The organism is Promicromonospora sp. NPDC057488 (assembly GCF_042802395.1).
In the GTDB taxonomy this organism is placed as follows: Bacteria; Actinomycetota; Actinomycetes; order Actinomycetales; family Cellulomonadaceae; genus Promicromonospora.
This window is the reverse complement of record NZ_JBHVEG010000028.1, coordinates 24,570-45,755: the sequence shown is the minus strand read 5'-3', so window position 1 is coordinate 45,755 and position 21,186 is coordinate 24,570. Positions and strand designations below refer to the sequence as shown.

Here is a 21,186-nt window from a genome sequence, read left to right as displayed (position 1 = left end):
TCAGTCCTCCGTCCGGGCCTGGCGGGCGAGGTAGGTGATGATGAAGCCGATCGCCAGGGCGAAGATGACGACGGCGATGGCGGAGGCGTACCCGAGGTTCCCCGTGGTGAACGCCTGCTGGAACATGTAGGTGCTCAGGAGCTGGGTCTCGTTGTAGGGCCCGCCGCGGGTCATCGCCCAGACGATGTCGAAGGTGCGCAGCGAGTCGATGACGGTGACGGCGAAGACGACCATGTTCACGCCGCGCAGCTGCGGCATGACGATGCGCCAGAACCGCTGCCACGCGTTGGCGCCGTCGACGGCGGCGGCCTCCTCCAGCGAGCCGTCGGTGCCCTTGAGGCCGGCCAGGTACAGCACCATGATGTAGCCGACCTGGCGCCAGACGGCGGCGATCAGCACGGCCCAGAGGGCGACCGTGGGATCGGCGAGCCACTGGCGTTCCAGGTGCTCGAGGCCGAGCAGGCCGAGGGTGCCGTTGATCGGCCCGTCGGGCGCGTACATGACGCGCCAGAACAGGCCGCTGACGGCGAGCGAGACGACCATCGGCAGGTAGATGGCGCTGCGGTAGATGCTCACCATCGGGCCGGGCTTGTTCAGGGTGACCGCGAGGGCGAGGCCGCCCACCACGGACAGGCCGCCGAACCCGAGCACCCAGATCACGTTGTTCTGCAGAGCGGTCAGGAAGATCGGGTCGGCGGCCAGGTCGCGGAAGTTCTGCAGGCCCACGGGCTCGGCCAGGCCGATCCCGTCCCAGCGGGTCAGGGCGAGCGAGAACGAGTTGGCCGCCGGCCAGAACACCCAGAACAGCTCGACCACGAACGGGACCAGCAGGAACACCCAGACGAGCAGCGGGACGCGCGCGAACCGGTTCGGGCGGCGGGTCGCGGTGGACGGCTGCGCGCTCACGACGCGAAGACCCCCTCGGCCGCCGTCTGCCACTCGTCGAGGATGCTCTTCATGGAGTCCGGCTGGGCGAGGAACTTGGTCAGGGCGGTGTCGGCGGTGGCCTGCAGGGCGTCGGAGGAGTCGCGGTTGAAGAACTGCGTGATCTCCTCGGTGTTGTTCAGCAGCTCGATGCCCTTCTGCACGAGCGGGCTGAACGACGACGTGTCGACGTCGGGCGAGGTCGGCAGGTTGGCGGACTTGGACTGCTCGATGTACTGCTGCTGCGAATCGGCGGAGGCGAGGTAGCTCAACAGGTCCAGTGCGCCCTGGTGGTTGTCGCTCCGCGCGGCGGCGAAGAACCCGTCGGTCGGGGCCTCCTCCGCCGTCGGCACCGAGTCGTTGATGACCGGCACCGAGAAGAAGTCGAGGTCGTCGCGCTGGTCCTCGGGGAAGTAGCCGGAGACGAACGCCCCGACGAGGTACATGGCCGACTTGTCCTGGGCGACGGGCGTGGCGGCGTCCTGCGCGGTGTAGGACGCCGCGTTCTTGTCGAAGTACGGGATGAGCCGCTTGTACTCCTCCATGACGGCCACCACCTCGGGGTCGTTGAAGGCGTGCTCCCCGGCCAGCAGCTCCCGGTGGTACTGCGCGCCGTTGATCCGCAGGTCCAGGTAGTCGAACCAGCCCGACGCCATCCACGGCGTGGACGACAGGCCGTTGGTCAGCGGCACGATGCCCTGGCCGCTGAGGTTCTCGCACAGCGCGTGGAACTCGTCCCACGACGTGGGCGGCTCCACGCCCCACTTCTCGAACGCCGACTTCTTGTAGAAGACGCTCCACCAGTAGTAGCTGGTCGGCACGAAGATCTGCTTGCCCGCGGCGTCGGAGGACAGGCTGCGCAGCGCGTCGGAGTACCCGGCGCACGCGCCGTCGCCCTCCCACAGCGACGACACGTCGAGCAGCAGCCCCTCCTCGGCGTAGGACCGGGCCACCGACCCGGCGTACCAGCTCAGGACCTCGGGCGAGTCGCCGGAGCGCAGGTAGTTCGTCAGCTGCGCCCGGAACTGCTCGGTGGCCACCGAGTTCATCGTCACGTCGCCGCCGGGGTAGGCCTTGACCAGCGCCTCCAGGGCGGCCTTGGGGTCGGCGTCCTGGATCGAGTTCTGCAGGGTGATGAGGCCGGAGCTCGTGCCGCCCCCGCCTCCGCCGCTGCCGCCCGACGTCGTCCCCACGCACGCGGCCAGCAGGCTCGCCGCGCCCAGCGTCATACCGCCCGCGAGGAGCTCGCGGCGCGTCAGTGCCCACTTCTCAGACGTGGTTCGCTTGGACATCTTTGTTCCTCCTTCGTGCGCCCTCGTTGGCGCACCTGGTACCTCTGCGATCACGGGCGCGGGTAGGTCCGCGCCCGTCAGATTCCCGGGGCCTGGTCCACAGCCTCCCCGACGACGACGGCAGGCCGGTGCAGCAGCGCCTCGCCCCGGCGGGCGACGGCGTGCCGCAGGTCGGCCGCGTGGCGCGACGCCGCCAGCTCCGGCCGGCGCAGCAGGGCCCCGGCCGTGGCGGTGTCGTCGGCCAGCAGCGCGAGCTGGGCGTCGAGGAACAGCACGCGCCGGTCGCGCACGCGCAGCGGGTCCTCCTCGAACAGCAGCAGGTCGGGCAGCGACGTCGCGAAGTAGTCGACGCGCGGCACCTCGACGGCGTACGCGTCGCGGTAGGCGCGCAGGGCCGCCGTCAGGTCGTCGGCGGCGGCTGTCTCGCCCGTTCGGCGCAGGGCGAGGACGGTCCAGAAGGTCTGCTCGCCGTGCTCCTGCGTGCTCATCTCGACGAAGTCGCCGCGCTGGGCGGCGGCGGTGCGCCAGGCTTCGTCGGCCTCTGCCTGGTTGCCGGACTCTGCCTGGTTGCCGGCGGCCGCCGCGAGCGCGTCGCCGAGCAGCAGGTGCAGGTTCGCGGTGCTGGCCAGGGGGTGGCGGGCCTCGCCCAGGTTCGACGGCGGCGCGAGGGCGGCGCGCACGTGGCCGACGGCGTCCGCGGCCCGGCCCTCCGCGAGCGCGTCCAGCGCGCGGTGGGTCTGCGCGCGGTCCCAGGCCAGGAGTGCCTGACCCTCGCCGCCCTCCCAGGGGTGCAGCCGGCGGCCGCCGAGGATCGTCAGCGCCTCGTCGGCACGGCCCTCGGTGACCATGAGATGCAGGGCCTCGACGGCGAGGTCGTCGCGGTCGAGGGCGGCGGCCTGCTGGCCGGCACCCCGCTGGTCGGCACCCCGCTGGTCGAGCCTGTCGAGACCCCCGTCAGCCGACCATGCACTTCCTGCCAGATCCGCCCCCGGACTGGCAGCAGGTGCATGGTCGCTACCAAGCAGCGCGGCGAGCCGCTCCCCCGGGCCGACCCCCGTCAGCGCCGCGAGCTGGTCGGTCTCGTACCGCAGCCTGGCGTCGTCCGGGGCGGCCGCGAGCGCGTGCTCGTAGGCCTCGCCCGCCGCCGCCAGGTCCCGCTCGTGGTTGACGGCGGCCACGCCGATGTTGCGCCAGGCCACGGCGTCGGCCGGGTCCAGGGCGACGGCGGACCGCCACAGGGCCAGGGCATCGGCCCGGCGGCCGGCGGCGTAGGTCCAGTGGCCCAGGAGCGACCGCGCGCGGGCGTCGGCCGGGTCGGCGTCGGCCGCCGCCCGCAGCACGGCGGCGTCGGCGAGCCGGCCGGGGAAGCACCACGTGGCGTCCAGGCCGCGGGCCCGGGTCCGCTCGGCGGCGGCCTCGTCCGCGCGGCCGGCCAGCGCCAGCACGTGGGCGCGGTGGTAGGCGAGCAGCGGCCGCGCGGCGGTCTGCCCGGCGGGCCGGTGGTCCTCGCGCGCCTCGGCCTCGTCGAGGCAGGCCAGGGCGGTCTCGTGCTCCCCCACCCCGGCGAGCTCGATCGCGACGTCGAGCAGGATCTGGGCGTCGCCGCTCGCGGGCTGCCCGTCCAGGTGGCGCAGCCAGGCGTCGAGCGGGTCGAGCGCGCGGGCCGCCGCCAGGGCCGACGTCGCCGCCGCGTGCTGCCGCAGCCGCCCGTGGCACACCACGGCCAGCGCGAGCGCCTGGAGGTGGTCGGGCTCGGTGCGGCGCACGTCGTCGAGCCGGGAGAGGGCCCGGTCATGGCGGCCGGCGCGCGCGTCGAGGCGCGCCATCCGGTACCCGGCGGGGGCGCGCCAGGCCCGCGACCACGCGGCCTGCGCGTACGCGTCGTAGGCGCCCGCGTCGTCGCCGAGCTGCTCGCGCACCAGGCCCAGCAGGTAGAGCGCCGTCGTGTCGCGGGGGCTGCGGTGCAGCCGGGTCAGCCGCTCGACGGCGCGCTCCAGGTGGTCGCGGGCCCGCTCCGGGTCGCCCGCCACGTAGGCGCGGCGGCCGAGGCCCACCAGGCTGTCCACGTGCCCGGGGTCGCGTCGGAGGGCCTCGTGCCAGTACGGCTCGGGGGCGCGCGTGGCGTGCCGGTACAGGTCCAGGTGCGCGGCGATCAGCCCCAGCTCCTCGACGGTGCCGACCTGGTCGGGGGCGGGCGGCTCCTCGGCGGGGTCAGGCTCGGGCACGGCTCCCGCAGCGGCCTCGGTCCAGGCGACCAGTACCCGGTCGCCGTGGGTGACCGTCACCGTGAGCGGGCCCGTCCCGGCCGGGACCGCGTGCTCCAGCAGGGCCGGCCGCGTCGGGTCGACGTCGACGACGTCGGCCCGGAGCACCACCCCGCCGTCCGACAGCGTGACCGTCAGATCGTCCAGGGGGCGCGGTACGACGACGCCGACGCGCGCCGTCGTCCCCGCGCCGTCGGAACCCGACCGTTCCAGCCGCACCGCGGCGTCGAGCGTCGCCCGGTCCACCGGGCCGACGTCGCGCACGGGGTACCAGAACTGGGAGAACACCTTGGTCTCGCCGGGGGCAAGGTAGGCGAAGTCGGGCTGGTTGTCGGTGAACACCCCGGCCATGAGCTCCACGTAGTGCGAGCCGTCGTCGGCCAGGTTGGCGTCCCAGGCGTGCCCGAACGGGGCGTTGCCCCAGGTCCACTGCTTCTTGCCCGGCGAGATGGCGCGGTCCGCCACGTGCACGAACCCGAGGCCCGACGCGTGGTCGTACCCGCCGAAGAACTCCTCGTCGCTGCCCAGGCACATGTACGACGTCGGCACCGGGATGTTGCGGTACCAGTCGAGGCGGTCGCCACCCTGGCTCGCGAGCGCCGGGTAGTCGACGCCGTAGTAGGGGCGGTCGGCGTGCGGGAACGCGGTGATCGCGCGCCGGGCGTGGTCGGCCACGTAGGTCACGTCGTGCGGGAAGAACGACTGGTAGTCGTCGTCGACCTTGGCGGCCACGTTGGCCCACCAGAGGAACGACTGCGGCAGCTCGCTGCGGTTGTACAGCCGCACGGTGAGCTCCAGCACGGCGCTGTCGGGCCGCAGGCGCACGCCGTGCATGCCCTTCATCCGCGTGAACGGGTCGTGGTCGGAGCACCAGACGACGACGGCGCCGTCGGGCTCCTCCTCGATCTCGACGTCCACCGGGAGGTAGGTGGCGGGGCGGTGGTGCTGCGGCCAGTTGAGCTCCACGCCGCCGGCCACCCACGGCCCGGCCAGCCCCACGAGGGCGGGCTTGATCACCGGGTTGGTCCAGAACAGGTCGCGGCCGCTGCCGCGCTCCCGGGCCACGTGGATGCGCCCGCCGAGCTCCGGCAGCACGACCACGCGCAGCCACTCGTTCTCCAGGTGCACGGCGCGCCAGGCCCGCTGGTGGGGCTCGTCGGCGATCTGGTGGTGGAACGGCAGCGGGTACACGCGGCCGGACGACCCCTGGTACACGCGCCGGTCCAGGTACGCCGGGAACCGGTCGGGGGGCAGGGGCGCATAGGTGGTCAGGTTGAGCGGCGCCTCCCAGGCGGCCGCGGCGCGGCCGGCCAGGTCGCCGGGCCGGTCGGGCAGTTCGAGCACGGACTCCACATCGAGCATGGGACCGACGCTACGAACCTCCCGGGCACCCCGGGAAGCGACGTATCGACTTAACTGCCTGGACGATCCGACGATTCACCGGGCGCGACGTCGGCTGACGCGGGCGAGCCGCCGGGTCTACCCTCCAGGGGTGCGCATCCGTGACGGCTTTCCCGGACAGCGCCTGCGGGTGCTGCCGACCACCGTGGTCCGCGCGACGTCGCAGGCGGGCCCCACCTCGCGCCTGCTGGTCACCGACGCGGGCTATTTTCCGCACGCGACCAACCACGGGCGGGTCCGGGCGCGGGGCGCCGTGGGCACCATCGTCATCGTGTCCTCGGCGGGGCGCGGCTGGTGCCGCACGCCGGGCGGTCTGCATCGTATCGGCGCTGCTCAGGCGCTCGTCATCCCCGCGGGCGTGCCGCACGAGTACTGGGCGGACGACGACGATCCATGGACGATCTGGTGGATGCACGCCCGGGGTGAGGACGCGGGTGAGTTCGAGCGCGACCTGGCCCGGCACGCCGGTCCGGACGACGTCGCCGTCGTCGAGGTGCACGACCTGGTGCGCGTCGTCGCCGACCTCGAACGTGTGGTGAACGCCCTGGAGACCGACGAGACCTACCCCAGCCTGCTGCGCTGCGCGGGTGCCGCCTGGTCGGTGCTCGCCCAGCTCGGGGCGGACGCCGCCGCGGGCAGCCCGGTGCGCGGCGAACCCGTCCGGGCCGCCCAGGAGTACCTGCGCACGCACCTGGACGCCGTCGTCGAGGTGGCGGCGCTGGCCCGGCGGTTCGGCCTGAGCACGTCGCACTTCTCCGCGCGCTTCCGGGCGGCGACCGGCGGCGGCGTGGTCGAGTACGTCAAGCGCCTGCGGATGGCCCGGGCGTGCGAGCTGCTCATCACCACGGAGCTGCCGGTCGCCGACATCGCGCGCTCGGTGGGCTACCCGGACCCGTTCTATTTCTCGCGGCAGTTCCGCAGCGTGCACTCCTGCAGCCCGACGGACTTCCGCCGGGGGCTGCACGACCGCTGAGGTCTCGGGTGGGCCGGCGCTGCTGCTGCCGCCGGCCGATTCGGGTGGTCGGCAGAATGCCAGATGGTCGGCATTCCGAGGTGCCGACCACCTGACATTCTGCCGACCGCTCGTCGGGGCTTCGTCAGCCCGCGCGTCGGATCGTCCAGGCGGGTGCGTCGTCCTCTGCATTCCGTGCCGCCCCGGCGGGCGCTTTGCTGGGCGGGTCCCCCTTCGGCAGCGCGCCGAACCGACGACGACGTCAGGAGACCCTGGATGTTCACCGTACGAACCTGGGCGGCGAGGACGAGTGCCGCCCTGCTCACGACAGCCCTGGCCGCGACCGGCCTGGCGGCGGGCGCCTCGGCGGCACCGGCGGCACCGACCGCCGTCAGCCCCGCACCCGCCGGCCCCGCCGCCCCCGCCCCCGCGCCCGCGCCCGCGCCCGACAGCCCCAGCCCCAGCCCCAGCCCCAGCCCCACGCCCTACCAGGGCTGGAACACCTACTACGGCCTGGGCGGCGACTTCACCGCCGACGAGGTGCTGGACGTCGCGGACTTCCTGGTCTCGTCCGGCCTCGCGGACGCCGGCTACGACATCGTGTGGCTCGACGGCGGCTGGCAGGACGAGATACCCCGCGGCGACGACGGCCGCCTGCAGGGCGACGCCGAGCGCTTCCCCGACGGCATGGCGGCCCTGGCCGACGAGATCCACGACCGCGGCCTGCGCGCCGGCATCTACACCGACGCCGGCCCGTACATCCCGGGCACGTGCGGCCTGGGCAGCGGCGGCCACTACCAGACCGACGCCGACACCTTCGCGGCGTGGGGCTACGACGCCGTCAAGGTCGACTTCCTGTGCGGCATCACCGCCGACCTGGACCCGCAGGAGGCGTTCACGGCGTTCGCGCAGGCGCTGCGGAACAACAGCTCCGGCCGGTCCATGATCTTCAACCTCTGCAACCCCGTGACCTCGCCGGACTGGGGCGACTACCCGGAGGAGCAGCAGTCCACGTGGTCGTGGACCTACGCGCCCGACATCGCGGAGTCCTGGCGCACCTACACCGACGTCGGCTTCGTGGGGCAGATCCAGTTCAAGGACGTGCTGCGCAACTTCGACGCGAACGCCCGGCACCCGGAGGTCGCCGGGCCGGGACGGTTCAGCGACCCGGACTACCTGGGCCCGGAGCTCGGTATGACCACCGAGGAGTTCCGCACCCAGATGTCGCTGTGGACCGTCGCGGCGGCGCCGCTGGTCATCTCCAGCGACCCCCGCACCCTGAGCCAGGAGTCGCTGGACATCCTGCTCGACGAGGACGTGCTGGCCATCGACCAGGACCGGCTCGGCCTCCAGGGCACCCGGGTCGGCGCCGCGGGCACCACGGAGACCTGGGCCAAGCCGCTGGCCGACGGTTCGGTCGCCGCCGCGCTGCTGAACCGCGGCGACCGGGCCGCCGAGGTCGCCACCACCGCCCGCGACCTGGGCCTGCGCGGCCGCTCGTTCGAGGTGCTGGACACCTGGACGGACGCCCGCACGCAGTCATCGGGCACGGTCCGCGCCGCGGTCCCGGCGCACGGCGCGGCGCTGCTCCGGGTCACGCCGTCCCGGCCGGGCGGCGCACCCCGCCTGGTCGCCGCGCCGCCCGCCTTCACCTCCGTCGGGGCGGATGCCGTCGCGCCCACCACCGACCTCCTGGCCGCGGCCGGCGACCGGCTGACCACGCAGGTGACGCTACACAACGACGGCGGCACGGCCGTGCGCGACCCGCGCGTCGCACTCACGGTTCCCGAGGGCTGGACGGCCCGCACGCTGGGCGCCACCCCGCACGTGGTGCGGCCCGGTGACTCGGCGACGGTCGCGTTCGCGGTGTCCGTCCCGGCCGGGACCGAGACCGGCGGGTACGACGTCGCCGCGACGGTCTCGTCCGGCTCCGGGCGCCTCACGACGCCGCCGTCGAGCGTGACGGTCGCGCCCGGGGCGCCGGCCGGCGGCGACGTCGTGCTGTCCCGGCACCCCTGGGTGAGCGCGACCAGCGGCTGGCTGACGCCCACGGTGGACCAGAGCGTGGGCGGCGGCTCGCCCCTCACGGTCGCGGGCACGGTGCACGAGACCGGGCTCGGCGTCGCCAGCCCGTCCCGGGTCCGCTACTACCTCGGCGCCGCGTGCACCACGCTGACCGGGAGCGTCGGCATCGACGACGTCGTCGGCACGGTCGGCCCGGAGGGCGGCACCGCGACGTTCGACGTCGTCGGCGACGGCGAGACCCTCTGGAGCAGCGGCACGGTGGAGCGGGGCGAGGCAATCGCGTTCGAGGCGGACGTGACGGGCATCCGCGACCTGAGCCTCCGCGTCGATGACGCGGGCGACGGCGGCTACAACGACCGGGCCGACTGGCTGTCGCTGAACCTCACCTGCGCCTGATCCAGAGCCAGAGCCAGAGCCACCGAACGTAGGGTTGGTCGGCGTCCCAGCGCTGACACGCCGACCAACCCTACGTTCGCCTCCCTGCCTGGGCCGGCCCCGGCCGGGCCCGAACAGTCAGCATGCCGGCGCGTCCGACAGGAGCTCGGCCAGGTGGGGGGCCGGGGAGTCCGCGCGGTCCGGGGTGGTGACCATCGAGACCACCCAGTCCGCGGCGCCGTCGGCCGCGACCGGGACGGAGACCAGGCGGGCGGCCTGCGGCTTGGCCGCGACGTGCCGCGGCACGACGGCGACGCCGAGACCCCGGTCGACCAGGTCCAGCAGCGTGTGCACGTCGTTGACCGTGAACCGGACCCGACGGCGCACGCCCCGCGCCGCGAACGCGTCGTCGTTCAGCTGGCGGATCGCCCAGGACGGGTGGAAGTCGATGAAGCTGTCCCCGCCCAGTTCGGCGCGGTCCACGGCGGCGCGGGCGGCCAGCGGGTGGTCGGGCGGGCAGAGGAACACCACCGGCTCCTCGCCCAGGACGACGCGCGGCAGCACGCCCACGTGGTCGGCCGTGGCGACGAACGCGGCGTCGAGGTCGCCGTCGCGCACCCCGGCCAGGAGCTCGTGCGAGCCCGCCTGCGTGAACGCGATCTCCACGCGCGGGTAGCGCCGGTGGAAGCGTTCCAGCAGCGTGGCGACGTCGACGAGGCCGAGGCACTGCTCCGCGCCGACCCGCAGCGTGCCCGCGAGCTCGCGCGAGACCTGGACCACCGCATCGCGAGCTTCCGTCGCGGAGGAGAGCATGGACCGGGCGAAAGGCAGGAGCGCCAGGCCCGCCTCGGTGGGCTCGACCCGGCGGGTGGTCCTGGTGAACAGCTTGGTGCCCAGCTCGACCTCGAGGTTACGGATGGCGGCGGACAGCCCGGACTGGGAGACGCCGGTGAGCTCGGCGGCCCTCGTGAACTGGCGTTCTTCCGCCAGCGCCACGAGGTATTCCATCTGACGCAGTTCCATTAAGAAATACCAGTTCTGGGAATGATGATGAGGAGTTGTTGGACTTCTAGGTTATCGCTTCCTAGTCTCTGGTCCGAACCCGTTGCGACACGAGGAGAAACCATGCAGCTCCGTTCCATCGGCGGCCGTCCCGTCTCCGCGATCGGCCTCGGCGGCATGCCGATGTCCATCGAGGGCCGGCCCGACCGCGAGCGCTCGATCGCCACGATCCACGCCGCCCTCGACGCGGGCGTCACTCTGATCGACACCGCCGACGCCTACCACCAGTTCGCCGACGAGGTGGGGCACAACGAGGAGCTCATCGCCGAGGCCCTGCGGTCCTACGGCGGCGACACCTCCGGCGTGCTGGTCGCCACCAAGGGCGGCCACCTGCGGCCCGGCGACGGGTCCTGGACCAAGGACGGCCGGCCCGAGTACCTCAAGGAGGCCGCGAAGGCGTCGGCCAAGCGGCTCGGCGTCGACGCCATCGGCCTCTACCAGTTCCACCGGCCGGACCCGAACGTGCCCTACGGCGACTCCGTGGGCGCGATCCGCGACCTGCTCGACGAGGGCGTCATCGAGCTGGCGGGCATCTCGAACGCGAACCCGGACCAGATCCGCGAGGCCAACGACATCCTGGGCGGCCGGCTCGTGTCCGTGCAGAACCAGTTCTCGCCGCGCTTCCGCTCCTCGCTGCCGGAGCTCGAGCTGTGCGCCGAGCTGGGCATCGCGTTCCTGCCGTGGAGCCCGCTGGGCGGCATCTCGCTGGCCCGCTCGGGCGAGCTCGGCGCCGAGTACTCGGCGTTCCGGGAGATCGCCGACGCGCACGGGGTGTCCCCGTTCCGTGTGACGCTGGCGTGGGAGCTCGCGCTGGCGCCCGTCGTCGTGCCGATCCCCGGGGCGTCGCGCCCGGAGAGCATCACCGACTCGGCCCAGGCGTCCGAGCTGACGCTCACCGCCGACGAGGTCGCCCGCCTGTCGGCGGCCTGAGCCCTACCGCATCAACGACTGGAGAGAAACCCCGTGAAGACCTTCACCCTGCCCGGGACGGAGCTCACCGTCCCGAACGTCGTCCTGGGCCTCATGCGCATCCAGGAGAAGACGGACGAGGAGGTGCGCACCCTGGTCAAGACGGCCCGGGACGCCGGCATCTCGTTCTTCGACCACGCCGACGTCTACGGCTCGGCCCTGCACGGCTGCGAGACCCGGTTCGCCGAGGCCATGCAGCTCACCTCGTCGGAGCGCGAGCAGATCGTGCTGCAGACCAAGGCCGGCATCGTGCGCGAGGGGCCGTACTTCGACTACTCGTACGAGCACCTGGTCGAGTCGGTCGAGGGCTCGCTCGCCGCGCTCGGCACCGACTACATCGACATCCTGCTGCTGCACCGCCCGGACGCCCTCGTGGAGCCGGACGAGGTGGCGCGCGCGTTCGACGAGCTGTCGGCGTCGGGCAAGGTGCGGGCGTTCGGCGTCTCGAACCACACGCCGGGCCAGATCGAGCTGCTGCGCAAGTCAGTGACGCAGCCGCTCGTGGCCAACCAGCTCCAGCTCTCGGTGACGCACGCGCCGCTCGTGGCGCAGGGCGTGGCCGCGAACATGCAGGGGCTGGACCAGTCGGTCAGCCGCGACTCCGGCACGCTGGACTACTGCCGTCTGCACGACATCACTGTGCAGGCCTGGTCGCCGTTCCAGGCCGGGTTCTTCAACGGCGTGTTCCTCGGCTCGCCGGACTACCCCGAGCTGAACGCCGTGATCGACCGGCTCGCGAAGAAGTACGACGTGCCGGCCATCGCGATCGCCACCGCCTGGATCACGCGCCACCCCGCGCAGATGCAGGTGGTGCTCGGCACCACCAACCCGGAGCGGGTCGCGGGCGCCGCGCTCGGGTCCGAGGTGCCGCTCACGCGCGCCGAGTGGTACGAGATGTTCCGGACGGCGGGCTACACGGTCCCGTGACCCGCTGACCGCGGGCGCCGGCTACGGCCGGCGCCCGCACCCGACGGCGTCAGGCGTCCGATCTGGCCTGCCGGACCAGCGCGGTCCGGCTGTCGTGCTCGTCCCGCGTCAGGAACGGCTCGCCCGCGACGCGGATGACCCGACCCGACCGGGGATCGACCTGGTCGACGGCGGGATGGACGCCCCTGAGCGTCGTGTACCCCGCGTAGAACTCGCGCGCCTCCTTGAACTTCGCCTTGGACTGGGCGAGACCGGCGACGACGACGAGCGCCAGGACCACGACCACGGCGATCCCGAAGGCCACGCTGCCGGCGAACGAGTCGCCGAGGACGAGCATGAGCACGGCCGTGATCACGATCGCCGGAGCGATCAGCAGGGCCAGTCTTCTCGACAGGCGGAAGAACTCGGCCGCAGACCGGCCGGCCAGCATCTCGTTCTGGTCACCGACGCGCTTCACACGCCGATTATCTCGTGCCCGGCCCTGCTCACGGACGCACGTTGTGGTTGGACGCGAAGAGGTTTCCCGGGTCGTACGCCCGCTTGACCTCGCGCAGCCGGGCCAGCGTCGCCTCGGGATAGGCGTTGCGCACGTCCTCCTCCGTGGCGGTGGACATGAAGTTCACGTACCCGCGCCCGCCGACGCCGAGCGTGTCGGCCGTCGAGGTGATCCACTCCCGCAGCCCGGCCAGTCCGTCGAGCTGTGGGGTCATGCCCTGCACCGTGACCATCCAGGCCGCGTCGCGGTGCGCGAAGGCCGTGTCCGCCGGGTCGGCGTTCGCGATCGCGCCGCCCATGGGCCGCAGGTTCACGGCCGCGACGCCGGGCGGCGCTCCGAGCACGGCCCCGACGGCCGCGGTGGCCCACGCCTCGTCGGGCGCCCAGGCGCCGTCCCCGAGGAAACCGGTCCGGGCGTCGCCCGGCATGCCGCCCTCCGGGCCGCCGACGCCCGCGAACATCTCGGGGTAGGCGATCTCGCCCACGCTGTCGTGCACGGGGGCGAGCGCGCGGAGCGGGGCGTAGACCGCCTCGGCCTGGTCCGCCGGGCCGGCGAAGCACACGAGCGCCATGACGATCGGCTTGCCGTGCGCCTCCGCGGGCAGCATCGGCAGGGGCGGGGCCACCAGGACGTTGACCATGCCCGACAGCTCGGCGGGCGCCTCGGCCAGCGCCGTCAGCACGCCCGCGAGCGTGGCCGGCTCGGCGGGCCAGACGAACATGCCGCCGGTGACCACCGGCAGCTCGCGCAGCCGCAGCTCGATCTCGGTGACGACGCCGAAGTTGCCGCCGCCGCCCCGCAGCGCCCAGTAGAGGTCGGGGTTCTCGTCGGCGTCGGCCCGGACCACCCGGCCGTCCGCGAGGACCACCTCGGCGCCCAGCACGTTGTCGACGGTGAGCCCGTGGGCCCGGCTGAGGTAGCCGATGCCGCCACCGAGCGCGAGGCCCGCGAGGCCGACGCCGCCGGTGTCGCCGAACCCGGTGGCCAGACCGTGCTCGCCGGCCGCGGCGATGTAGTCGCCCGCGAGCACGCCGCCCTGCGCCCGCCCGACGCCGGCGTCCCGGTCGATCTCGACGCCGTCCATGAGGCGCAGGTCCAGCACCAGCCCGCCGTCGAGCAGGCTGTGCCGGGCGAGGTTGTGGCCGCCGGCGCGCACGGCGACCGGCAGGCCGGCGCGGTGCGCGACGGCGAGCGCCGTCGCGACCTCGTCGGTGTCGCGCACGCGCGCCACCGCGGCCGGTGTGCGCTCGGTGCCGCCCATGAACACGGCGGCGGCGTCGGCGAACCCGTCGGACGCCGGGGTGAGCAGGCGGTCGCCGAGCGCGGCCGCGAGGGGTGCCAGGGCGCCGTCGAGCGTCCCGGAGGTAGTGGTGGAGCCGGTGGTGCTGGGGGTGTCCTGCGTGGCCATCGTCGAGCCTCCGTGTCGGTACCGGATCTTCCAGGTGACAAACGTTAGGCATCTAAGGATTAGGCGTCAATGCATTTCGGGAAGGGCCGAACTATCCTGCGTCCATGCAACCAAGCGGACGGCCCGGCGGCGATCCAGACGGCCCCGCGCAAGGGGTGAACCCGGCGCAGGCCGGGCCCGTGCCGGTGGCGGTGGCGATGTGGCAGTCCGTGCACCGGGTGATGCGGGCGTTCGACGCGCAGCTCTCCGACCAGGGCGCGAGCTGGCAGGTCTGGCACATCCTGCTCGCGCTGCACCAGGGCACGCCGGCCACGCAGCGGGAGCTGGCGCACGCCGTCGGCATCCGGGAGGCCACCCTCACCCACCACCTGCGCGGCATGGAGGACAAGGGGCTGATCGCGCGCACCCGCCAGGAGACCAACCGGCGGGTGCAGCGCATCGAGGTCACCGACGACGGCGAGGCCCTCTTCCGGCGGCTCAAGGCGGAGGCGATCGACTTCGACCGGACCCTACGGGCCGCGATCGGCCCCGACGCGGCCGATACCGACACCTTCTTCGCCACGCTGGGCCGCCTGGCCGAGGCGGTGCCCGACGGCGGGCGCGACATCCTGCCGGAGGGCTGGCCGGGCAACCGCCGGGGCTGAGCCGGCAACCGCCGGGAATAAAACACCCGGCGACCGGGAATAGGCGGTGCCCCGGGCAACCTTGTAGGTGTCGTGCAGCACACCCCGGAACCCCAGGCATGACCGCGACGTCCACCACCACCGACACGCGGCTCGGCCTGCGCGGCGACCGTGGTCCCATCCTCGGCGCACTCATGCTCGCCACGGCGCTGGTGGCGCTCGACGCCACGATCCTCGCCACCGCCTCGACCACGATCGCGCGCGAGCTCGGCGCGTTCGAGCAGGTCCCCTGGCTCTTCTCCGCGTACACGCTGGCGCAGGCGGTGACCGTCCCGCTGTACGGGCGGCTGGCCGACGTGTTCGGCCGCAAGCGCGTGATCCTCGTGGGCATCGCCCTGTTCCTGCTCGGCTCGATCCTGTGCGCCGTGGCCCTGACCATGCCGGCCCTGATCTGGTTCCGGGTGCTGCAGGGCCTGGGCGCCGGCGCGATCCTGCCGATGTCCATGACGATCACGAGCGACATCTACACGCTCGCCGAGCGCGCCAAGACGCAGGGCTACATGGCCAGCGTGTGGGCGATCTCGTCGGTGCTCGGCCCGACGCTGGGCGGCGTGTTCAGCCAGTTCGTGAGCTGGCGCTGGATCTTCTGGGTCAACGTGCCGATCGGGGCCGTGGCCCTCTTCGCGATCTGGCGCAAGTTCCACGAGAAGCAGCGCGACGGCGCCCGCGAGCCCGTCGACTACGTGGGCGCCGTGCTGCTCACGGGCGGCAGCACGCTGCTGGTGCTAGGCCTGCTGGAGGGCGGCCACGCCTGGGGCTGGGCCTCCGGGCAGTCGATCGCGATCTTCGTCGCCGCCGTGGCGCTGCTGGTCGCGTTCGCCCTGGCGGCGCGCCGCAACCCGCACCCGATCTTCGACCTGCGGCTGCTGCGCCGCCGGGTCGTGGGCGCGTCGACGGCGGCGTCGCTGATGGTCGGCGTCATCACGCTCGGCCTGTCCACCTACATCCCGATCTACGCGCAGGGCGTGCTCGGTGTGGGGCCGCTGGTGGCCGGGTTCGCGCTGGCCGCGCTCACGCTCGGCTGGCCCATCGCGGCCACGCTGTCGGGGCGCGTCTACCTGGCGATCGGCTTCCGCTGGACCAGCACCATCGGCTCCGTGGTCGTGCTGGCGGGTGCGCTGCTCACGCTCCTGCTCGACGCCGACGCCGCCGTCTGGCAGATCTCGGCCGCCGTGTTCGTGATCGGGCTGGGCATGGGCCTGGTGGCCGTGCCGACCCTGCTCGCCGCCCAGCACAGCGTGGGCTGGGGCGAGCGCGGCGCCGTGACCGCGACCAACATGTTCGCCCGCTCGATCGGGCAGGCCGTCGGGGTCGCCGCGCTCGGCGCGGTGGTCAACGCCCTGACCGTCGTCGGCGCGGACGGCACGCCGGAGGGGGCCGGGCTCGCGAACGCGATGCACCTGGTCTTCTGGTGCGTCGTGGCCTGCGCCGCGGTGATGATCGTGACGGTGCTGCTGCTCCCCCGCGACAACCCGAAGGTCACGCAGTCCGCGTGACAGTTACGCGGGCTGCGTGACAGTTACGCGGGCTGCGTGACGGTTACGCGGGCTGCGTGACGGTTACGCGGGCTGCGTGACGGTTACGCGGGCTGCGTGACGGTTACGCGGGCTGCGTGACGACGAAGCCCTCCCGGACTCCATCGAGCACGTCCTGCACGTGCTTGCGGAAGCCGGGGCAGGTCGCGATGTCGTGCGCCCGGCACTGCAGCGCGTGCTCCGTCATCGCGCGGGACGCCGCCATGTCGGCCATCCGGCGGTCCAGGTCGGCGATGTGCGCCTCCAGGACCTGGTGCCGGTCGTACGCCCCGGCGTCGAGCATGACGCGGACCTGCTCCAGGCTCATGCCCGCGGCCTTGCTGCGCACGATGACGCCCACCCGCACGACGTCGTCGCGCCCGTAGCGCCGCCGCCCGGCGCCGTCGCGCGCCGGGCGCAGCAGGTCCTCGTCCTCCCAGTAGCGCAGCACGTGGGTCTCCAGCCCGAACCGACGGGCCGTCTCGCCGACCGACCAGGTCTCGCTTGACTTCATGTCAACATGAAGTCACATCCTGGGGTGGTACCGCAAGACGTCCCGGGAAACGGAGCCCTGCCATGTCCGCCACACCCCCTCTGACCTCCTACGACGCCGTCGTGATCGGCGGCGGCCCCGCCGGCCTCCAGGCCGCCCTCACGCTCGGCCGCATGCACCGGCGCGTGCTGCTGCTCGACTCCGGCGAGTACCGCAACGCGGCCGCCGAGCACATGCACAACGTGGTGACCAACGACGGCCGCCCCCCGGCCGAGTTCCGCGCCGTGGCCCGCGGGGAGCTCGCCGCGTACGCGACGGTGACGGTCCGGGAGGGCGCCGCGACCGCCGTCGTGCCCGACGGCGCCGGGTTCCGGGTCGAGGTGGGCGGCGAGCACCTGACCACCCGCGGCGTCGTGCTCGCGACCGGGCTGCGCGACACCCTGCCCTCGATCCCCGGCCTGGAGCCGCTGTTCGGCACGGTCGCGGCCGTGTGCCCCTACTGCCACGGGCACGAGCTCAGCGGCAGGCCCGTGGCAGTGCTCGGCAACGGCCCGCACGTGGCCCGGGTCGCGTTCCTCCTGGAGCGCATCGCGAGCCGCCTGACAGTCCTGGCCGACGGCGGGGAGCTCGACGCCGACACGCGGGTGCTGCTGGCGGACGCCGGGGTGCCCGTGCGGCCCGAGCCCGTCAAGGAGCTGGTGGCCACCGCCGACGGCGCGCGGGTCGTGTTCGCCGAGGGGCCGGACGAGGAGGTCGGGGGCATCTTCGTCGCGGCCGAGTTCGGTCAGCGGGCGCCGTTCGCCGAGCAGCTCGGGCTGACCCTGCTGCCGTCGGGCGCCGTCGAGGTGGACGCGATGGCCCGCACCAGCCTGCCCGGGGTGTTCGCCGCGGGCGACATGGCGCACACCGCGGCGATGCCGGGGCCGATGGCGTCGGTGCTCATGGCGGCGGCGTCGGGCCAGCTCGCAGCGGTGTCCCTGGACGCCGACCTCCTGGGCCGCGACCACCCGGCGCCGACGGCGTCCTGACGCGCCGCGGGTCGGCAGCCCCCTGACGGCGGGCCAGCCGGGTCGGCAGTTCCCTGACGGCGAGGCCGCCGGGTCGGCAGTCTGCATTGAGGTCGGCACAGGCCTGTGCCGACCTGGATGCAGAGTGCCGACATGGAGGCGGGCACCCAGGAGGCTGCCGACTTCAGCGCTAGCACACCAGGACATGGCCAGGTCGGCCCTCCCCTGACGGCGAACCCACCAAGTCGGCAGTCTCCTGGCCTGAGCCCACCACATCGGCACTCTGCATCGAGATCGGTCCAGGCCTGTGCCGACCTGGATGCAAAGTGCCGACATGGAGGCGGGCACCCAGGAGACTGCCGACCTCGGCGCCAGTGCCCCCAGGACATGGCCAGGTCAGCAGTTGGCTGCCGCCAGGTCGGCATGCCCCTGGCTGAAGCCCACCACATCGGCAGGTTGCATCGAGATCGGTCCAGCGGTGGACCGATCTCGATGCAGACTGCCGAACTGAGGACCAGTGCCTCAGACGAGCCAGCCCTCACGCGCTCTCGCGGAGCGCCCTGCGCTCGCTCTCGATCGCCAGCAGCTCGGCGAACGCCGCGTTGTAGGCGCTCTCGTCGGACGGGTCCAGCCGCTGCAGGCGGCTGCGCGCGTCGTCGATCCGGCGCTTGAGGCCCAGGTCGACGACGCGCCGCACCAGGCCCTCGACGAACGCCGCGACCGCCGCCTCCCGGTCCTCGGGCAGCGAGGCGACCGACAGCTGGGTCACCACGATCGCCACCGACTCGGGGGCCCGCTCCAGCACGGCCGAGACCCACTGCGCGGCCGACTGCTCTCGCCCCACGGCCACTCCCCCGGCCGCCCGGATCGCGGCGTGCACCGCGCGCCACGCCGGCACCGCGAACGCGTCCTCGGCCAGCTCGTCGAACGACGCCGGCACGTGCTGCGGGTACTGCAGCACCGCCACCAGCGCGAGCCGCTCGTCGCGGGCCACGGGGTCGCGCGGGTCGGGCGCCGGCAGCTGCGCCACCTGCGCCGGTCGACCCCCGCCCGGCGCGGCGCCGGCCACCGGGGTCACCCCCGACGGCGGGCGGGCGCCGTCCGGCCGGTCCGCCGGGCGGCGCTGCGCCGGCGTCGACGCCGCGCGCGCCACCTCGCGCCGCACCTCGTCCACCTCCGTGCCGATCCAGCCCGCGACCTGGCGCACGTACCCGTCACGCTGGCTGCGGTCGCGGATGCCCACGATCTCCGGCGCCGCCGCCCGCACCGCGAGCACGCGCCCCTCGACCGTGTTCAGGTCGAACTGCCTGATCTTGGCCTGGATCACGAACGCGAACAGCGGCTTGCGCCCGTCCACCAGCGCCCGCACCGCCTCCGGGCCCTTGGCCATGCGCAGGTCGCAGGGGTCCATGCCGTCGTCGGCGACCGCCACGTACGTCTGCGCGAAGAACCGCTGGTCCTCGCCGTAGGCGCGCTCGGCCGCCTTCTGCCCGGCCGCGTCGCCGTCGAACGTGAAGATGATCTCGCCGCCCACGGTTCCGCCGGAGGCGAGCTGCATGCCGCCGCCCGCGGTCGTGTCGCCCAGCAGGCGCCGCACCACCTTCGCGTGGTCGCCGCCGAAGGCCGTACCGCAGGTGGCCACCGCCGTCGTCACACCCGACAGGTGCGCCGCCATGACGTCCGTGTAGCCCTCGACCACCACGACGCGCTTGCCCTTGGCGATCTCCCGCTTGGCGAGGTCGATCCCGTACAGCACGTGCGACTTCTTGTAGAGGCTCGTCTCCGGGGTGTTCAGGTACTTGGGCCCCTGGTCGTCCTCGAACAGGCGGCGCGCGCCGAACCCGATCACCGCGCCCGTCACGTCCCGGATGGGCCACATGACACGCCCGCGGAACCGGTCGTAGATGCCCCGCTGCCCCTGCGACATCAGGCCGCTGGCCACCAGCTCCGCCTGCGTGAACCCGCGGCCCTGGAGGTGGCGCTGCAGGGAGTCCCAGCCCTTGGGCGCGAACCCCACGCCGAACAGCTCGGCGTCGGAACGGTCGAAGCTGCGCTCCGCCAGGAACGTGCGCGCCGCCGTCGCGTCGGGCCCCATGAGCTGCTCCGCGTAGAAGTCCGCGGCCACCCGGTGCGCCTCCAGCAGGCGCTGGCGCTTGCCCGGCTCCTCCCGCGGGCGGGCGTTGCCGCCCTCCTCGTAGCGCAGCTGCACGCCCGTCTTGCCCGCGAGGTACTCGATGGCCTCGGTGAAGCTCAGCCCGTCCATCTTCATGACGAACTCGATGACGTCGCCGCCCTCGCCACAGCCGAAGCAGTGGTACCGGCCCACGCTGGGCCGCACGTTGAAGCTGGGGCTGCGCTCGTCGTGGAAGGGGCACAGCCCCACCAGCGCGCCCACGCCCGCGGGCTTGAGGGTCACGTGCGCCGAGACGATCTCGTCGATCCGCGCGCGCTCGCGGACCTGGTCCACATCCTCGCGTCTGATCAGCCCGGCCACGTCGGAATTCTATGCCCGGCAGGAACGGGCGTACTCCCCCGGCGGGACGCCGACGGCACGGACGAAGTCCCCGGAGAAGTGCGCCTGGTCGTAGTAGCCGACGGCGGCCGCCAGCCCCGCCAGGTCCAGCCCGGGGTCGCGGCCGAGCATCTCGGCGGCGAGGTGCACGCGGTGCCGCCGCAGCACCCACTTGGGGCTCACCCCCACCCAGTCGGCGAACAGCCGCTGCAGCGAGCGCGGCGTGGTGCCGAGCCGGCCGGCGAGCGCCGTGACGGACGTGCCCGGCACGGCGTCGGCGATGACGGAGAACGCCTCGCGCAGGGCGGCCAGCGCCGCCGTGGACCGGGTGGTGCGGGACCGTTCGACGGCGGCCCGCAGCAGCGGGGTGACGGTGCGGACGGCGGCGTCGGGCCGCCCGGCCGAGGCCTGGGCGAGGGCCTCCTCGCAGGCGAGCGGCGCCGTCGGGCCGAGGAAGGCGGCCGGCCCGACGGCGCCGCGCTCCCCCGGGTGGGCCAGCCCGAGCAGGGCGCGGTAGCCGCCGGGGCGCAGCTTGGTGCCGACCACGGCGCCGGTTCCGGCAAGGGTGCGCTCGAAGAGGCCGGCGGGCATGGCGTAGGCGAGGAACCCCTCGCGCTCGGCGACCACGTGCCCCACGGGGTGCGGCATGACGTTCTGCGTGAACGCGGCCCCGGGCGGCAGGTCCCAGGTGATCACCCAGTGCCAGTCCACGAGGTCGGCGAGGTCGGCAGCCGGCTCCACGCGGGCCAGCGCGAACCGGTCGCGCGCCCGCACGGGGTTCACGATGCCGAGCGTGGGCCCGGACTCCAGGGCGCTGTTCACCGTCTCGCCGTCGAACACCTGTCGCATAATTCCAAGACTGGCACATCCGGCAGGCGCGAG

At 73.6% G+C, this 21,186-nt stretch carries 16 protein-coding genes; 7 read left to right on the top strand and 9 right to left on the bottom strand.

Going from position 1 to position 21,186, the window contains the following annotated elements:
* The 3 genes from ACFU5G_RS08430 to ACFU5G_RS08420 form a co-directional block, all read right to left on the bottom strand.
* Positions 1 to 906, bottom strand: a complete 906-nt coding sequence (locus tag ACFU5G_RS08430; protein WP_377242676.1) for a carbohydrate ABC transporter permease — start codon at positions 904 to 906, stop codon at positions 1 to 3.
* Entirely contained in the window at positions 903 to 2,216 is a 1,314-nt protein-coding gene (locus tag ACFU5G_RS08425) for an ABC transporter substrate-binding protein (protein WP_377242674.1), read from the bottom strand. The genes ACFU5G_RS08430 and ACFU5G_RS08425 overlap by 4 nt, the downstream gene beginning before the upstream one ends.
* Before the next feature lie 77 nt (positions 2,217 to 2,293).
* Positions 2,294 to 5,842 (bottom strand): DUF5107 domain-containing protein, encoded by a 3,549-nt coding sequence (locus tag ACFU5G_RS08420; RefSeq protein WP_377242672.1) that lies wholly within the window; start codon positions 5,840 to 5,842, stop codon positions 2,294 to 2,296.
* A 130-nt stretch (positions 5,843 to 5,972) separates the two neighbouring features.
* Here ACFU5G_RS08420 and ACFU5G_RS08415 point away from each other — a divergent pair, with 130 nt between their 5' ends.
* Together ACFU5G_RS08415 and ACFU5G_RS08410 are read left to right on the top strand one after the other, a co-directional pair.
* On the top strand, positions 5,973 to 6,854 hold the full coding sequence (locus tag ACFU5G_RS08415; protein ID WP_377242669.1) for a helix-turn-helix domain-containing protein: 882 nt from the start codon (positions 5,973 to 5,975) through the stop codon (positions 6,852 to 6,854).
* Positions 6,855 to 7,109: 255 nt separating this feature from the next.
* Positions 7,110 to 9,254 (top strand): NPCBM/NEW2 domain-containing protein, encoded by a 2,145-nt coding sequence (locus tag ACFU5G_RS08410; protein ID WP_377242667.1) that lies wholly within the window; start codon positions 7,110 to 7,112, stop codon positions 9,252 to 9,254.
* A gap of 117 nt (positions 9,255 to 9,371) precedes the next feature.
* Here the strand turns inward: ACFU5G_RS08410 and ACFU5G_RS08405 are convergent, their stop codons facing one another.
* Entirely contained in the window at positions 9,372 to 10,256 is an 885-nt protein-coding gene (locus ACFU5G_RS08405) for a LysR family transcriptional regulator (RefSeq protein ID WP_377242665.1), read from the bottom strand.
* Positions 10,257 to 10,358: 102 nt separating this feature from the next.
* On the opposite strand from ACFU5G_RS08405, the gene ACFU5G_RS08400 reads away from it, so the two are divergent.
* Complete coding sequence (locus ACFU5G_RS08400; protein WP_377242663.1) at positions 10,359 to 11,225, top strand: aldo/keto reductase; 867 nt, start codon at positions 10,359 to 10,361, stop codon at positions 11,223 to 11,225.
* A 33-nt stretch (positions 11,226 to 11,258) separates the two neighbouring features.
* A complete protein-coding gene (locus tag ACFU5G_RS08395) occupies positions 11,259 to 12,191 on the top strand; it encodes an aldo/keto reductase family oxidoreductase (RefSeq protein WP_377221733.1) in 933 nt (310 codons plus the stop codon).
* 49 nt (positions 12,192 to 12,240) lie between these two features.
* Here the strand turns inward: ACFU5G_RS08395 and ACFU5G_RS08390 are convergent, their stop codons facing one another.
* On the bottom strand, positions 12,241 to 12,648 hold the full coding sequence (locus ACFU5G_RS08390; protein WP_377242661.1) for a hypothetical protein: 408 nt from the start codon (positions 12,646 to 12,648) through the stop codon (positions 12,241 to 12,243).
* 28 nt (positions 12,649 to 12,676) lie between these two features.
* On the bottom strand, positions 12,677 to 14,095 hold the full coding sequence (locus tag ACFU5G_RS08385; RefSeq protein WP_377242659.1) for an FAD-binding oxidoreductase: 1,419 nt from the start codon (positions 14,093 to 14,095) through the stop codon (positions 12,677 to 12,679).
* Between the two features lie 104 nt (positions 14,096 to 14,199).
* Here ACFU5G_RS08385 and ACFU5G_RS08380 point away from each other — a divergent pair, with 104 nt between their 5' ends.
* Positions 14,200 to 14,739, top strand: coding sequence for a MarR family winged helix-turn-helix transcriptional regulator (locus ACFU5G_RS08380; RefSeq protein ID WP_377242657.1), 540 nt, complete (start codon positions 14,200 to 14,202; stop codon positions 14,737 to 14,739).
* A gap of 98 nt (positions 14,740 to 14,837) precedes the next feature.
* A complete protein-coding gene (locus ACFU5G_RS08375) occupies positions 14,838 to 16,274 on the top strand; it encodes an MDR family MFS transporter (RefSeq protein WP_377242655.1) in 1,437 nt (478 codons plus the stop codon).
* 103 nt (positions 16,275 to 16,377) lie between these two features.
* Here the strand turns inward: ACFU5G_RS08375 and ACFU5G_RS08370 are convergent, their stop codons facing one another.
* Entirely contained in the window at positions 16,378 to 16,806 is a 429-nt protein-coding gene (locus ACFU5G_RS08370; RefSeq protein WP_377242653.1) for a MerR family transcriptional regulator, read from the bottom strand.
* A 62-nt stretch (positions 16,807 to 16,868) separates the two neighbouring features.
* Here ACFU5G_RS08370 and ACFU5G_RS08365 point away from each other — a divergent pair, with 62 nt between their 5' ends.
* Positions 16,869 to 17,813, top strand: a complete 945-nt coding sequence (locus ACFU5G_RS08365; RefSeq protein ID WP_377242651.1) for an NAD(P)/FAD-dependent oxidoreductase — start codon at positions 16,869 to 16,871, stop codon at positions 17,811 to 17,813.
* A gap of 517 nt (positions 17,814 to 18,330) precedes the next feature.
* Here ACFU5G_RS08365 and dnaG read toward each other — a convergent pair.
* Both dnaG and ACFU5G_RS08355 read right to left on the bottom strand, forming a co-directional pair.
* Entirely contained in the window at positions 18,331 to 20,286 is a 1,956-nt protein-coding gene (gene dnaG / locus ACFU5G_RS08360) for a DNA primase (protein WP_377242649.1), read from the bottom strand.
* Between the two features lie 9 nt (positions 20,287 to 20,295).
* Positions 20,296 to 21,153 (bottom strand): helix-turn-helix domain-containing protein, encoded by an 858-nt coding sequence (locus ACFU5G_RS08355; RefSeq protein WP_377242646.1) that lies wholly within the window; start codon positions 21,151 to 21,153, stop codon positions 20,296 to 20,298.
* Between the last annotated feature and the right edge of the window lie 33 nt (positions 21,154 to 21,186).

What these genes read in the sequence shown, in the direction of transcription:
- ACFU5G_RS08425 (WP_377242674.1), bottom strand. Translation starts at nt 2,216, where the DNA reads ATGTCCAAGCGAACCACGTCTGAGAAGTGGGCACTGACGCGCCGCGAG.
- ACFU5G_RS08420 (WP_377242672.1), bottom strand. Translation starts at nt 5,842, where the DNA reads ATGCTCGATGTGGAGTCCGTGCTCGAACTGCCCGACCGGCCCGGCGAC.
- ACFU5G_RS08410 (WP_377242667.1), top strand. Translation starts at nt 7,110, where the DNA reads ATGTTCACCGTACGAACCTGGGCGGCGAGGACGAGTGCCGCCCTGCTC.
- ACFU5G_RS08405 (WP_377242665.1), bottom strand. Translation starts at nt 10,256, where the DNA reads ATGGAACTGCGTCAGATGGAATACCTCGTGGCGCTGGCGGAAGAACGC.
- ACFU5G_RS08400 (WP_377242663.1), top strand. Translation starts at nt 10,359, where the DNA reads ATGCAGCTCCGTTCCATCGGCGGCCGTCCCGTCTCCGCGATCGGCCTC.
- ACFU5G_RS08385 (WP_377242659.1), bottom strand. Translation starts at nt 14,095, where the DNA reads ATGGCCACGCAGGACACCCCCAGCACCACCGGCTCCACCACTACCTCC.
- ACFU5G_RS08380 (WP_377242657.1), top strand. Translation starts at nt 14,200, where the DNA reads ATGCAACCAAGCGGACGGCCCGGCGGCGATCCAGACGGCCCCGCGCAA.
- ACFU5G_RS08375 (WP_377242655.1), top strand. Translation starts at nt 14,838, where the DNA reads ATGACCGCGACGTCCACCACCACCGACACGCGGCTCGGCCTGCGCGGC.
- ACFU5G_RS08370 (WP_377242653.1), bottom strand. Translation starts at nt 16,806, where the DNA reads ATGAAGTCAAGCGAGACCTGGTCGGTCGGCGAGACGGCCCGTCGGTTC.
- ACFU5G_RS08365 (WP_377242651.1), top strand. Translation starts at nt 16,869, where the DNA reads ATGTCCGCCACACCCCCTCTGACCTCCTACGACGCCGTCGTGATCGGC.
- ACFU5G_RS08355 (WP_377242646.1), bottom strand. Translation starts at nt 21,153, where the DNA reads ATGCGACAGGTGTTCGACGGCGAGACGGTGAACAGCGCCCTGGAGTCC.